Raw genomic sequence first — 12,628 nt, 5'->3', positions numbered from 1 at the left:
CCCGCGGAACCGGCGCTCCCCTCGGATCCCGGCCGGCGCGAGGGGGAGTGCGAGGGGGAGGGGGCGTCGGTGCCACGTGGGCCGGCGCGGCACCGGAAGGACGAGGAAACAGGCAACGCGGACGACGCGGACGACGCGGACGACGCTGCCACCCGTCCGATGGTCCGCCGCTCCTGGACATACCTCGACAGCAGGCCGTTCTCCATGCCCCCGCCCCCCAGCCCGTGGCGGCGGCCCTGGGCCCGCCTCTCGCGCGACCAGCTTCTGAGACCCGCGCTGATCGCCGGATTCCTCGCCGCAGCGGGGGTCGGCGTCTGGTCGTCCGGCTGGTCCCCGTGGGGCGGGATGCCCATCGCCGGCACGTCGCCCGCGTCTCCCGGGGAACGCCTTCTCGCCGGGCGCGACATGGTGATCACCCCCTCGCGGGCCCCGGTGGTGGCCGAGACGGACGCGAAGGCGCCGGCGGGGAAGCGGAAGGTCCTCGGGGGCGAGAAGGGGCCGGGCGCGGCGGGGGCCGGCGGCGGCGGGAAGAAGGTTCCGGGGCGTGATCCGGAGCGAGTGCTCCCGGCGGAACGGGCCCTTTCCGACGCCGGAAACATCCGGGACGAGTGGGTCGAGCGGGTGGAGCGTGCCCAGACCGTCAAGAAGCCGGCCAAGAGGGCCGGGCGGCACCGCGAGGGCGAGGGCTCCGCGCGGGCCGGCGCCGGGCGGGGAGGGGCGGGCGGGGCGGGAACCGCCGCGCCGGGGGCCGGTGCCCGGCGGGCGAACGGAGGCGCCGAGCGCGAGAGCGGAGGCCGGGGAGGCGAAGGCGCCGGGCGGCGCACCGCGAGCACCGGCGGGGACGCCGGGAGTGCCGGGACGGCGGGGCGGCCGCGCCCGGGGAAACAGGGCTCGGGGACGCAGGGTTCCACGGGGCAGGAGGGCAGGTCACAGCCCCGGGCGGGCAGGACGGGCACGCCGGCCACCAGGTCGCCGTCACCCTCGGCCTCCAGGAACAGGCCGCCGGCCACCGGGGGCGCCGCAGGCATCAGCGCCGCCTACGCCTGCCGCCACCTGCCTTCCGGGGACTGGCGCCACGCCTACTGCGTGCGGGTATGGAACGACTACAAGACCAGGAACGGCCTGCCCTGAGGCCCGTCCGACACTTCGAGGTGGCGGAGCCGGAGCATGACGGATGCCAGGGTGACACCTGCGAGCCGGCGGCCGGCGAGCTTGCCGGAGCGGGTGGCGACGGCTCGCCACCCGCCCCCCGGGCGCGTGCCACGCCGCTTGACCAACCGGGCTCAAGCCACCGCGACTCGGCGGCGGTACCGGCCGGGCGCCACACCGAACTCCCGCTTGAAGGCGTTACCGAAGGCGAACTCCGACCCGTACCCCACCCGCTCGGCCACCTCCGCCACCGACGCGTCGGACTCGCGCAGCATGCGCGCCCCGCTCACCAGACGCCACCAGGTCAGGTACGCCAGCGGCGGCTGCCCGGCCAGCCCCGTGAAGCGGCGGGCGAAGCCGGCGCGCGACATGCCCGCGTGGGCGCCGAGCGACTCGACCGTCCAGCGGTGGGCCGGGTCGCGGTGGATGGCGTCGAGCGCGCGGCCGATGGCGGGGTCGGCCAGCGCGGCGGCCCAGCCGGACAGCGTGCAGGGCTCGTCCTGGGTTTCGAAGTAGGCCCGCAGGACGTACAGCTGCAACATGTCCAGCAGGGACGACACGACGGTGTCCGTGCCGGGGCGCGGGGTGTCGATCTCAGCGGCCAGCAGCTCGACGGCGGCCCGCAGCTCCGGATGGCTGCCGAGCGTCGCGGGCAGGTGGATCACGCCGGGCAGCGAGGCCAGGATCGGGTGAGTCCTGTCGAGGTCGAGCTGGTAGCCGCAGGACAGGATCACCGTCTCGGGCCCGGCGCCACCGAAATCGGCCGAGGCGAACAGCTCCGAGTGCGAGGCGCAGTCCGACTCGACGAGCGGCCTCGCGGGATCGTCGGCCAGCCCGAACGAGTCGCTGTGCGGCAGGAACACCACGTCGCCCACGCTCAGCGGAACGGGCTCGCCATCGGGGGGAATGAGCCAGCAGGACCCGCGCAATACCACCTGGAAACCCGCGGAACCGGGCGCCGCGCGAAACGACACACCCCAGGGAGCCTGCCAGGAGACGCGGGCGGAGGAGGGGCGCCCACATCGCATGAAGGACACCACGTCGCTCAGCATATCCATGCGTCGAGTCTATAGCCTGAGACGCTGGCGTATAAATATTGGACAGGAGCGCATTCAGTATCTCATCAGATCTCCCTACTGTTGGTTCACGTAACCAATCGAGGGAGCGTCGACATGCTGAAGGTAGGCATCATCCTGGGCAGCACCCGTCCTGGCCGCAACGGCGAGGTGGTGGCGCACTGGGTCCGCGATCTGGCGGTCAAGCGAGGCGACGCCGAGTACGAGCTCGTCGATCTGAAGGACTACGACCTGGGCAACCTGGACGAGCCCGAGCATCCCGCCACGGGCAACTACCGGCACGAACACACCAAGCGCTGGTCGGCCAGGATCTCGCCCCTGGACGCGTTCGTGATCGTGACTCCCGAGTACAACAACTCATACCCCGGCGCGCTCAAGAACGCCCTCGACTTCCTGTACGCGGAATGGAACAACAAGGCGGCCGGTTTCGTCGGTTACGGCGTGGACGGCGCGCCCCGGGCGATCTCGCACCTGCGGCACGTCCTGGGCCTGCTCAGCGTGGCCACCGTGTCGAACCAGGTCGGGTTGTCGATCCACACCGACTTCGCGGACGGCTTCAAGCCCGCCGCCGTCCACGAGGACCGGCTGAACCTCGTCCTCGACCAGGTCCTCGCCTGGGGCTCCGCCTTGCGTCCGCTCAGGGGCTGAGCGAAACCGGCCGGAACGTCGTCGCGGACCCTGCGGGGACGGCTCCGGCGGGGGACCCCGGCCGTGACCGGTCATGACCCGGGCGTACGGGATCAGTACCTCCCGGCGCGGCGCATGGCACGGGGGCGGCCGTCCGGGTCGCAGAGGAAGCGGTAGAACGGGGTGGCCCAGGCGGTGGTCCACGGGGACATCCGCGGCACATTGTAGGCGCGGAGCCGTCCGGGGGGCCGGGGGCCGCGGCGGCCCCCGGCGTACCAGTGTTCGAGTTTGGCCGCGGAGGAGGCGAAGGCGTCGAAGAAGGAGGCGGGGTCGAGCAGGTCCGCGTCGGAGCCCTCGTGCCGGTCGAGGTGCTCGCGGGCGAGGGTGAGGCGCAGGTCCCTGGGCAGGCGGCGGGCGCCGTCGCCGAGCCCTCCGGGGTCGAGCGGTTCGCGGCCGTCGGGGGTCTCGTCGAGCACCGCGCAGGTCAGCTCGGAGTCGTAGGTCCAGGAGCGCCGGTTGAAGTTGTCGGAGCCGATGGTCGACCACACGTCGTCGATGACGCAGACCTTGGCGTGGACGTACACCGGGGTGCCCTCCCGGTTCTCGACCCCGTAGACCGCGACCCGGTCACCGCCCGCGCGCTTCAGGACGTCCAGCGCCTGGTTGCGGCCCAGGATCTGCGGGACACCGCTGATCAGGCCGTCCTGGTCGGGGTGGAGCGGCAGGACGCTGATCATCCTCAGTTCCGGGTTGGCCTTCAGCGCCTCGGCGAAGGACTCGGCGACCTGGGGCGACCACAGGTACTGGTCCTCGATGTAGATCAGGCTGCGGGCGCGGCGCAGGGCCTTGAGGTAGCCGCGGGCGACGCTGCGCTCCCCGCGCGGCGCGAAGGAGTAGCGGGTCCTGCGGTGGGCGTAGGTGCGCAGGAGCTGCACGGCGTGCGGGCCGCAGGCGGGCGGGTCGGGCGGCTGCGGGGGCAGCGGGTCCGGCCGGGTGTCCTCGCGCCGGACCAGGTCGGCGACGCGGTGCACGGGGTTGCGGGTCAGCGGCTGGGGGTCCTCCCAGCGCTCCCTGAAGACGGTCTCGACGTCGCCGACGGCCGGCCCCTGGATCGCGGCCTGCACGTCGTGCCAGGGCGGGCGGCTGCCGTACACCTTGGCCATGGGCGCGGCCTGCGCGTCGCCCTCGTGGGAGGAGTCGTCACGGCGGCTCCAGCACAGGTCGATGCCGCCGACGAACGCGATGTCGCGCCGGGGGTCGTCGCGGTGGCGCAGTACCACCAGCTTCTGGTGGTGCGAGCCCCCCATGGGGACGCGCATGTCGCGCAGGCACTCCCCGCCCGCCTCCTCGATGGCGTCGCCGAGGTGGCGGTTCTCCTCCGCGCTGAAGAAGAGTCTGTCCCAGTGCGAGCGCCACAGGAGGCCCTTGACCACGACGCCGCGCCGGGCGGCCTCGGCGAACACGCCGGCGACCTCCGTGCCGGGGCCGTCCAGCCTTTCCCCGGGGTCGCCGCGCCAGTCGGTGAACATCAGCAGGTCCCCCGAGCGCAGCTCGCGGACGCGGGAGAGCAGCTCGGTGAAGTAGGGCGCGCCGTGCGGGATGGGGCGCACGGTGTTGCCGTGCGACCAGGCGGTCCCGTCGTCGTGCCGGGTGTCGATCCGGGACGCCGGGTTGCCGCGCTCCTCGCGGTCGAGAAACCAGTTGTCTTCGGTCACCATGCCCGATCTACCCAATTTTTGCATGCTTCCACCCGTCGGGACTGGACGATCACCGGTTCGGCTCGACGCCCCTGAGGTTGCGGGGCGCAGGCGCGTAACTTCCGGCGCTCCCGCATCAGGGGACTGACCTGGGAAGCCTTGACAGGGGGTTTACACGAAGTTGCCTGCGTGTTAAAAATCTGTAACTCGCACATCGAGTCGCGAAAAAAACAGACTGCTGGCCTCCATCGGTCTGTCCCGGAGACGGCACCCTCCGGGACCGCGCGCAACAACCGCACCACCGCACCACCAGACCCGGCATCATCCGGTCGCGTGTGACAGCGCTGCCGGACGGCATAAGCGCGGCGGCGCGCGCCTTGCCTGACTGATCCCCCCAAGTCAGGAAAGGACCCTTCATGTCCCCACGCCCTCGGCCGTGGGCCAGGCTGCTGACCGCGGCCCTGCTCATCACCACCGGCGCCGTGGCCACCGGCCCGGCGGCCCACGCGGCCACCGGATCGACGGCCTCGGCGGCCACCGGATCGGCCACCGGCGCGGCGGCCCGCGCGATGGTCGACATCCCGGCCTCCGACTACCAGCAGGTCCCCCTGGCCACCGGCTCGAGCGAGCTCGGCGAGGCCATGTCGCTGACGGTGCTGCCCGACAGGTCGATCCTGCACACGGCGCGCGACGGCACTATCCGCCGTACGACCGCCGCCGGCGACACCACGACCGCCGGCAAGCTCGACGTCTACACCCACGACGAGGAGGGGCTGCAGGGCATCGCCGCCGACCCCGCCTTCGCCACCAACCGCTACGTGTACGTGTACTACTCGCCGAAGCTGAACACCCCGGGCGGTGACGCGCCCACCAGCGGCAGCGCGGCAACCTTCGAGGCGTGGAAGGGACACCTGAACCTGTCCCGGTTCACCCTCAAGGCCGACAACACCCTGGACCTGGCCAGCGAGAAGGTCGTGCTGGAGGTGCCCAACGACCGTGGCCAGTGCTGCCACGTGGGCGGTGACATCGACTTCGACGCGGCCGGGAACCTGTACCTGACCACGGGCGACGACACCAACCCGTTCGAGTCGAACTCCTACACCCCCATCGACGAGCGCACCGACCGCAACCCGCAGTTCGACGCCCAGCGCTCCTCGGGCAACACCAACGACCTGCGCGGCAAGGTGCTCCGCATCAAGCCGCAGGCCGACGGCACCTACACCATCCCCAGCGGCAACATGTTCGCCCCGGGCACGGCCAAGACCCGTCCCGAGATCTACGCGATGGGCTTCCGCAACCCGTTCCGGATGTCGGTCGACAAGGCCACCGGCATCGTCTACCTGGGCGACTACGGGCCGGACGCCGGCAGCAGCAACTCCAGCCGCGGCCCCTCCGGCCAGGTGGAGTTCAACCGCATCACGGCCCCGGGCAACTACGGCTGGCCGTACTGCACCGGCACCAACACCACCGCCGAGACCTACAACGAGTACACCTTCCCGTCCGGACCGTCCCAGGCCAAGTACAACTGCGCCGGAGGCCCGACGAACAACTCGTTCCGCAACACCGGCCTGACCACCCTGCCCGCGGCCAAGCCCAGCTGGATCCGCTACGGCGGTGACGCCGGATCGCCGCCGGAGTTCGGCAGCGGCTCCGAGTCGCCGATGGGCGGCCCGGTCTACCGCTACGACGCGGCCCTGAACTCGGCCGTCAAGTTCCCCGCCTCGCTCAACGGCCGCTACTTCGCCGCCGAGTACGGCCGCCGCTGGATCAAGGCCATCGAGGTCACCTCCTCCGGCGCGCCCGGCACGATCGACGCCTTCCCGTGGACCGGAACCCAGGTCATGGACCTGACCTTCGGCCCCGACGGCGCGCTGTACGTGCTCGACTACGGCACCGGCTCCGGCAACCAGGCCCTCTACCGCGTCGAGTACATCGGGGGCAGCAACCGCAACCCGATCGCGAAGGCCGCCGCCAACAAGACCTCCGGGCCCGCCCCGCTGGCCGTCACCTTCTCCTCGGCCGGCAGCTCCGACCCCGAGGGCGGCGCGCTGACCTACTCGTGGAACTTCGGCAACGGCGCCACCTCCACCGCGGCCAACCCCACCTACACCTACACGACGAACGGCACCTACACCGCCACGCTGACCGTCAGGGACTCCGGCGGGCTGACCGGCACCGCCAACGTCACCATCACGGTCGGCAACACCGCGCCCACGGTGAACCTCGCCCAGCCCGTCAACGGGCAGCTGTTCTCCTTCGGCGACACGGTGCCCTTCCAGGTCAACGTCAGCGACCCCGAGGACGGGACCATCGACTGCACCAAGGTCAAGGTCACCTACCTCCTGGGCCACGACAGCCACGCGCACGAGATCACCAGCAGGAACGGCTGCTCGGGAAGCATCGCGGTCCCGACCGACGGTGAGCACGACAGCGCCGCGAACATCTACGGGGTCTTCGTCGCCAGCTACACCGACAAGGGCGGTCTGACCAGCGAGAACACCCGCACCCTGCAGCCTCGCCACCGCCAGGCCGAGCACTTCGGCGCCCAGTCCGGCATCCAGATCGCCGAGCACGGCCCCGCCGAGGGCGCCAAGACCGCCGGGTTCATCGACAACGGCGACTGGATCTCCTTCACGCCGTACGCGCTCGGCAACGCGACCTCCATCACCGCCCGCGTCTCCTCCGGCGGGGTCGGCGGAACGCTCGAGGTGAGGGCGGGGTCGGCCACCGGCACGCTCCTCGGCACGGCCACCGTGCCGGTCACCGGCGGCTGGGAGAACTTCCAGAACGTCTCGGCCAACCTCGGCAACGCGCCCTCGGGCACCACCACGCTGTTCCTGGTCTTCAAGGGGGTCACGGGTCAGGGCAACCTCTTCGACCTCGACGCCTTCACCCTGAACACCGGTGGCAGCGGGACCAGCACCACGGTCGAGGGGGAGGCCTACACCTCCAACTCCGGCGTGCAGCCGGCCGCCCACGCCGCGGCCAGCGGCGGCACCACCATGGGCTACATCGACAACGGCGACTGGGCCGGGTACACCACGCTGACCGCTTCTGGGGCGAAGACCTTCAGCGCGCGCGTCTCCTCGGGCGGTCCCGGCGGCACCATCCAGATCCGCGCGGGCTCGCAGACCGGGACGGTGCTCGGCTCGGTGGCCGTGCCCAACACCGGTAGCTGGGACACCTTCCAGAACGTCACCACCACCCTCACCGGGACGGGTTCAGGGGCGATCTTCCTGACCTTCACCGGCGGCTCCGGCGCGCTGTTGGACGTCGACACCCTCACCATCACCAAGTAGTGACGGATCTCCGGTGCGGCGGTCTCCCGCCGCACCGGGGATCTTTCCGCACACGAAAGGACAGCGATGCGCAGTCTCATCGCACGCGGGCTGGCGACAGTCGCGGCGGCCACCATGGCGGCCGCGACCGTGCTCGTCCCGGCCGCGGCCCAGGCCGCCGCCCCGTACGAGGTGCTGGTCTTCTCCAAGACGGCCGGGTTCCGCCACGACTCCATCCCGACCGGCATCCAGACCATCAGGGACCTGGGCGCCGCGAACGGCTTCAGCGTCACCGCGACCGAGGACGCGAACGCCTTCAACGCGTCCAACCTGGCCACGTACGAGGCCGTGATCTTCCTCAGCACCACCGGTGACGTGCTCAACGACACCCAGCAGACCGCGTTCCAGAACTACGTCAACGGCGGCGGCGGCTACCTCGGCGTCCACGCGGCGGCCGACACCGAGTACGGCTGGGCCTACTACGGCCAGCTCGTCGACGCCTGGTTCAGCGGCCACCCCGCGATCCAGCAGGCCACCGTCAGGACCGAGGACAACACCCACCCGGCCACCTCCCACCTCGGCGCCACCTGGAGCCGCAGCGACGAGTGGTACAACTACGGCACCAACCCCCGCTCCACCGCGCGCGTCCTGCAGTCTCTCGACGAGAGCAGCTACAGCGGCGGCACCATGAACGGTGACCACCCCATCACCTGGTGCCACCCGCAGGGGTCGGGCCGCTCGTTCTACACGGGGCTGGGCCACACCATCCAGTCCTACGCGGAATCGGCCTTCCGCAGCCTGCTTCTCGGCGGCATCAAGTACGCCGCGGGACAGGCCGCGGCCGACTGCAGCCCGAGGACCGGCGGCACCAGCACCACGGTCGAGGGGGAGGCCTACACCTCCAACTTCGGCGTGCAGGTGGCGAACCACGGCCCGGCCAGCGGCGGCAGGACGGTGGGCTACATCGACAACGGCGACTGGGCGGGGTACGCGTCGGTGAACGCCTCCGGGGCGAAGACCTTCAGCGCCCGCGTCTCCTCGGCGGGTGCCGGCGGCACCATCCGGGTCCGCGCCGGTTCGCAGACCGGGACGGTGCTCGGCTCGGTGGCCGTGCCCAACACCGGCAGCTGGGACACCTTCAGGACCGTCTCCACCACCCTCACCGCGACGGGCTCGGGGCCGATCTTCCTGACCTTCAGCGGCGGCTCCGGTTCGCTGTTCGACGTGGACACCTTCACCATCACCAGGTAGTGCCCGGCGGTCGGCGAGTGCCTCACACGATCGTGATCAACCTGATCGGTTGCTCGCGGAAGTGGTCGTACTCGTCGACCGCGCCCAGCAGGACGTCGGAGTCGCGCTCCTAGCGGCGGGCCGTCTCCGGCACCTCCCGCCCCGCGGGAGTGATCTCGACGAGGGTGCGCCGCCGGTCGCGCTCGTCGGTCCCGCGCTCCACGTACCCGGCCCGGTGCAGCCCCTCGATCGTCCGGCTCATCGTCTGGTCGGTCACCCGGCACAGCGTCGCGAGCTCCCGCTGCGACAGGCGGCCGTCGACGACGTGGTGCAGGGCGATGCCGCGAACGTCATGACGGCGCCCGCCTCACGGGGCGGCCGTCGCGGTGATGAGCCAGATCCCGGTCGTCAACCGGTAGCCGGACGCCGGCTCGCGGAAGCGGGCCAGCAGCCGGGCCGCCCCGGCGCGTGCGGCCGCCCGCCGCGGTGGCGCGGCGTCGCGGTACGCGGCTCCGGCCGGGCCGATCTCGATCAGCCATTCGGCCACGGTGCCGGGGTCGTCGGGGGCGTGCAGGGCGATGTCGTGCGGCTGGACGGCGACGGCCTCGAAACCGGCCTCGATCAGGATGCGCGTCACCCGTTCGGAGTCGGCGAACGCGAACGGGCCCGGCTCGTCGCCGGCGGGCATCGGCGCGAGCGGCCCGAGGTGCGGCGCGGCGCCGAGCAGCACCGCGTGCATCCAAGGGCTGGTCGCGCCGTCACGGAAGACGGTGGCGGCCATGCGCCCGCCCGGGCGCAGCGCCCGCCGGATCGTGGAGCAGCCGGCGACGGGGTCGGCCAGCAGCATGAGGGCCGTCCGGGAGAAGACCGCGTCGAAGGGTGCCCCCGCGACGGTGCCGGCGGTCTCGATGTCGGCGGCGGTGAAACTCAGGCCGGGATGGCGGTCGCTCGGGAACCGCGCGGCCGCGGCGGCCATCATGGACTCGTCGAGGTCCAGGCCGACCGCCGCGCCGGTCGGGGCGACCGCCGCCGCGAGTTCCGCGGTGGTGCCGCCGCACCCGCAGCCGACGTCGAGGATCCGCTCTCCGGGCCTGGCGCGCAGCCGGTCGAGCGCCGCGGCACCCAGCGGCCGGCCGTACTCGTCCTGACGGTCGGCGTGGTGGATCCATCCCGGCGCGGCCTGCGCCCAGAACGTGACGTTGCGGGCCCGCATGCCGGCGATGTCGGTCACGGGAAGGGCATCTCGGCGCCGTCGACCGTCACGGACCGGAAGTTCGCGGCCTTGCCCGCGTCGAACCCGTCCGTCTGGGCGGCCAGACCGGCGGCGCGCATGAGCCGCTCGGACTGGAAGCGCCGGAACGCCTCCGCGTCCTGCCAGACGTTGATGATGCGCCAGCCGCCCTCGACCGGCCCCGCGACGTGGGCGAGCAGGCCCGGCGGCCGGTCCGGGCCCAGGTTGCGCTCCACCGCGAGGTATTCCTCCTCGGTCACGCCGGGCATCTCCTGCAGCACTCCGAACGGCATCGCGACCACCTCTCAATTGAATAGAGCGAAACTCTATCCAATGGAACCTTATACTAACGCGGGTGGAGGGCAAGCGGAGCTACCAGTCGGCGCAACGCCGGGAGCGGGCCCGCCAGACCCGGCGGGCGATCCTGGAGGCGGCCGGCAGGCTGTTCGTCGACCCCGGCTACGCAGCCACTCCGCTGACCGCCGTCGCCACCGAGGCCGGTGTGGCGGTCCAGACGATCTACGCGACCTTCGGCAGCAAACAGCAGTTGCTGTCCGAGCTCGTCGACGTCACCGTCGCCGGCGACGACGAGCCGGTCGCGCTGCCCGACCGGCCGTTCGCGGCCGAGATCCGGGCCCTGTCCGATCCTCGCGCCAAGCTCGCCCGCTACGCCCGGCACCTCGCCGTCACCCACGCCCGCCAGGCCGATGTGATGCTCGCGCTGGCCGGCGCGGCCACCGCGGACGCCGACGCCGCGCGCATCTGGCACAAGAACGTCGAAGACCGCAGGCGCGGCATGACCATGTTCGCCGCTGAGATCGTCGCCACCGGACGCGCGCGTCCCGACCACGACGTCGACAGCGTCGCCGACGTCCTGTGGCTGGCCATGGACTTTCGCAACTACGACTGGCTCGTACGCCGGCGCGGCTGGCCGGCCGAACGGTTCGAGCGCTGGTACATCGACACGGTCGCCGCCGCGGTGCTGACGTGAGCGGCCGGAGGCGGACGCGGCGGGAACGGAAGCCGTCCACGTGATGGAGCCGGTCCGGCAGCCGAGGGCCTTCCGGTAGGCCAGGGCCATCTCCCTGCCGAAGTGCTGCGGGTGATCGCCGGACGGAGAAGTGCGTCAGCCTTTTCCCGCCTGTTTCGGCCCCCCTGTGCCGAGGCCTTCACGAGCTGGTCGTGGCGGGTGGGTGTACGAGGCGCTGTGGAGGTCGTGGCAGGGCTCGCGGAGTGTCGGTGCCGAACACGATTCTCCGCAGCGCCGACCTGTGAGGCCGGGAGATGACCATGCGATTCCGCCGACCACCTGAGCATGTCTTTCGGCGCGAGCGCTCTCGCCGGCGTTTGCAGCCGGCCGGACGGTCTCGATCGACCGTTTCCTTACTCTATACGTCAGATAACGCTTGAATAATCAACTAAATCGGGAGAGGATCTTCACGTCAACTGATCCACACGATGGAGATGTTCAGTGCGCAAAACAACGGCGATCGGCTCTGCCCTGCTCACCGCCACAGCTCTCGTGCTCGGGGGTGGTGCCGCCGCGTCGGCGGCTTCCGCCACCTCGGCGAATGTTTCCGACCCCTCGGGCCTCTACTTCTTCGACGCGGCACGGAACGTGGTCGCCCACTACCCGACCCCGCCCGCAGGGTGCACCCCGGTGCCCTCGACCGCGACCCTCCACGCCGCCTGGGAAGCCGGATTCTCGAGGTTCCAGTTCTTCGGCACGGCGGACTGCACCGGGGGCTTCACGGTCCTGGACACCCTTCGCAGCTACTCCGCCGGGCGGTTCAAGTCCTTCGTCCCCATCCCCTAGAAGAAGGTCGCTGAAAATCTCGCCTCGATCCCGGGGCGGGCGGATGCCCATCGCTGTCAAGCGGTGGGCATCTTCGATGACCGGCCTCCTCGCCGGACTCCCGGCCGGACCTCGCCGATGCGGGTGAGCCCGAGATGCCGCGGTACGGCGATTCGCTTCAGGTGGCGTCGGGGTCTTCCTGCACGCTGACGTGGCTGCCGACGTCGTCGGTCTCGGCCGCGGCCAGCACCGTCCGCATCAGCCCGGGAAAGCGCGCCTGCAGATCCTCCCGGCGCAGGACCACGTAGCAGCGGGTCCCCTTCTGCCGGGTGCGGGTCAGCCCGGCGTCGCGCAGGACTCGCAGGTGGTGGCTGAGTGTCGACTTGGCCACCGGTGCCCGTAGCTCTCCCCAGCCGCGCTCGCGCCCGTCGGCCAGCACGCGCACCAGCCCGACCCGGATCGGGTCGCTGAGAGCGGCCATCACCTTGGTCAGTGCGATTTCGCCAAGCTCGGGGTGGTGTGCCTGCCTCATCCTGCGATGTTAT

At 71.5% G+C, this 12,628-nt stretch carries 12 protein-coding genes; 6 read left to right on the top strand and 6 right to left on the bottom strand.

Going from position 1 to position 12,628, the window contains the following annotated elements; all coding sequences use genetic code 11:
* Positions 1-69 precede the first annotated feature (69 nt).
* The gene (locus tag ACVCAG_RS14835; RefSeq protein ID WP_440083663.1) at positions 70-1,131 is read left to right on the top strand and encodes a hypothetical protein; all 1,062 of its coding nucleotides are present in this window, start codon (positions 70-72) and stop codon (positions 1,129-1,131) included.
* Positions 1,132-1,283: 152 nt separating this feature from the next.
* Here ACVCAG_RS14835 and ACVCAG_RS14830 read toward each other — a convergent pair whose 3' ends face one another.
* Entirely contained in the window at positions 1,284-2,207 is a 924-nt protein-coding gene (locus ACVCAG_RS14830) for a cupin domain-containing protein (RefSeq protein WP_440083662.1), read from the bottom strand.
* A 114-nt stretch (positions 2,208-2,321) separates the two neighbouring features.
* Between ACVCAG_RS14830 and ACVCAG_RS14825 the strand changes: the two genes are divergently transcribed.
* The gene (locus tag ACVCAG_RS14825) at positions 2,322-2,873 is read left to right on the top strand and encodes an NAD(P)H-dependent oxidoreductase (protein ID WP_440083661.1); all 552 of its coding nucleotides are present in this window, start codon (positions 2,322-2,324) and stop codon (positions 2,871-2,873) included.
* Positions 2,874-2,965: 92 nt separating this feature from the next.
* Here ACVCAG_RS14825 and ACVCAG_RS14820 read toward each other — a convergent pair whose 3' ends face one another.
* Positions 2,966-4,570 carry a phospholipase D family protein gene (locus ACVCAG_RS14820; RefSeq protein WP_440083660.1) on the bottom strand — a complete coding sequence of 535 codons (1,605 nt, stop codon included), beginning with the start codon at positions 4,568-4,570 and terminating at the stop codon, positions 2,966-2,968.
* A 395-nt stretch (positions 4,571-4,965) separates the two neighbouring features.
* On the opposite strand from ACVCAG_RS14820, the gene ACVCAG_RS14815 reads away from it, so the two are divergent.
* Complete coding sequence (locus ACVCAG_RS14815) at positions 4,966-7,848, top strand: carbohydrate-binding protein (protein ID WP_440083659.1); 2,883 nt, start codon at positions 4,966-4,968, stop codon at positions 7,846-7,848.
* 66 nt (positions 7,849-7,914) lie between these two features.
* The gene (locus ACVCAG_RS14810; RefSeq protein WP_447189941.1) at positions 7,915-9,078 is read left to right on the top strand and encodes a ThuA domain-containing protein; all 1,164 of its coding nucleotides are present in this window, start codon (positions 7,915-7,917) and stop codon (positions 9,076-9,078) included.
* Between the two features lie 109 nt (positions 9,079-9,187).
* Here the strand turns inward: ACVCAG_RS14810 and ACVCAG_RS14805 are convergent, their stop codons facing one another.
* The 3 genes from ACVCAG_RS14805 to ACVCAG_RS14795 are packed head-to-tail and all read right to left on the bottom strand — an operon-like array spanning position 9,188 to position 10,581.
* Entirely contained in the window at positions 9,188-9,391 is a 204-nt protein-coding gene (locus ACVCAG_RS14805) for a MarR family transcriptional regulator (protein WP_440083732.1), read from the bottom strand.
* A gap of 33 nt (positions 9,392-9,424) precedes the next feature.
* Positions 9,425-10,288 (bottom strand): methyltransferase domain-containing protein, encoded by an 864-nt coding sequence (locus ACVCAG_RS14800; RefSeq protein ID WP_440083657.1) that lies wholly within the window; start codon positions 10,286-10,288, stop codon positions 9,425-9,427.
* The gene (locus tag ACVCAG_RS14795) at positions 10,285-10,581 is read right to left on the bottom strand and encodes a hypothetical protein (RefSeq protein ID WP_362694134.1); all 297 of its coding nucleotides are present in this window, start codon (positions 10,579-10,581) and stop codon (positions 10,285-10,287) included. Before ACVCAG_RS14795 ends, ACVCAG_RS14800 begins: the two co-directional genes overlap by 4 nt.
* A gap of 62 nt (positions 10,582-10,643) precedes the next feature.
* Between ACVCAG_RS14795 and ACVCAG_RS14790 the strand changes: the two genes are divergently transcribed.
* Positions 10,644-11,279, top strand: coding sequence for a TetR family transcriptional regulator (locus ACVCAG_RS14790; RefSeq protein ID WP_440083656.1), 636 nt, complete (start codon positions 10,644-10,646; stop codon positions 11,277-11,279).
* 480 nt (positions 11,280-11,759) lie between these two features.
* Positions 11,760-12,104 (top strand): hypothetical protein, encoded by a 345-nt coding sequence (locus ACVCAG_RS14785; protein ID WP_440083655.1) that lies wholly within the window; start codon positions 11,760-11,762, stop codon positions 12,102-12,104.
* Positions 12,105-12,261: 157 nt separating this feature from the next.
* Here ACVCAG_RS14785 and ACVCAG_RS14780 read toward each other — a convergent pair whose 3' ends face one another.
* Positions 12,262-12,615, bottom strand: a complete 354-nt coding sequence (locus tag ACVCAG_RS14780) for a helix-turn-helix domain-containing protein (protein ID WP_440083654.1) — start codon at positions 12,613-12,615, stop codon at positions 12,262-12,264.
* Positions 12,616-12,628 lie beyond the last annotated feature (13 nt).

Source organism: Streptosporangium sp. G12 (assembly GCF_052983175.1).
The sequence above is the reverse complement of the archived record's forward strand: the minus strand, read 5'-3'. Positions and strand labels throughout refer to the sequence as shown.

Coding starts and splice junctions, on each gene's coding strand:
- ACVCAG_RS14810 (WP_447189941.1), top strand. CDS start 7,915: ATGCGCAGTCTCATCGCACGCGGGCTGGCGACAGTCGCGGCGGCCACC.
- ACVCAG_RS14830 (WP_440083662.1), bottom strand. CDS start 2,207: ATGGATATGCTGAGCGACGTGGTGTCCTTCATGCGATGTGGGCGCCCC.
- ACVCAG_RS14815 (WP_440083659.1), top strand. CDS start 4,966: ATGTCCCCACGCCCTCGGCCGTGGGCCAGGCTGCTGACCGCGGCCCTG.
- ACVCAG_RS14795 (WP_362694134.1), bottom strand. CDS start 10,581: ATGCCGTTCGGAGTGCTGCAGGAGATGCCCGGCGTGACCGAGGAGGAA.
- ACVCAG_RS14820 (WP_440083660.1), bottom strand. CDS start 4,570: ATGGTGACCGAAGACAACTGGTTTCTCGACCGCGAGGAGCGCGGCAAC.
- ACVCAG_RS14825 (WP_440083661.1), top strand. CDS start 2,322: ATGCTGAAGGTAGGCATCATCCTGGGCAGCACCCGTCCTGGCCGCAAC.
- ACVCAG_RS14780 (WP_440083654.1), bottom strand. CDS start 12,615: ATGAGGCAGGCACACCACCCCGAGCTTGGCGAAATCGCACTGACCAAG.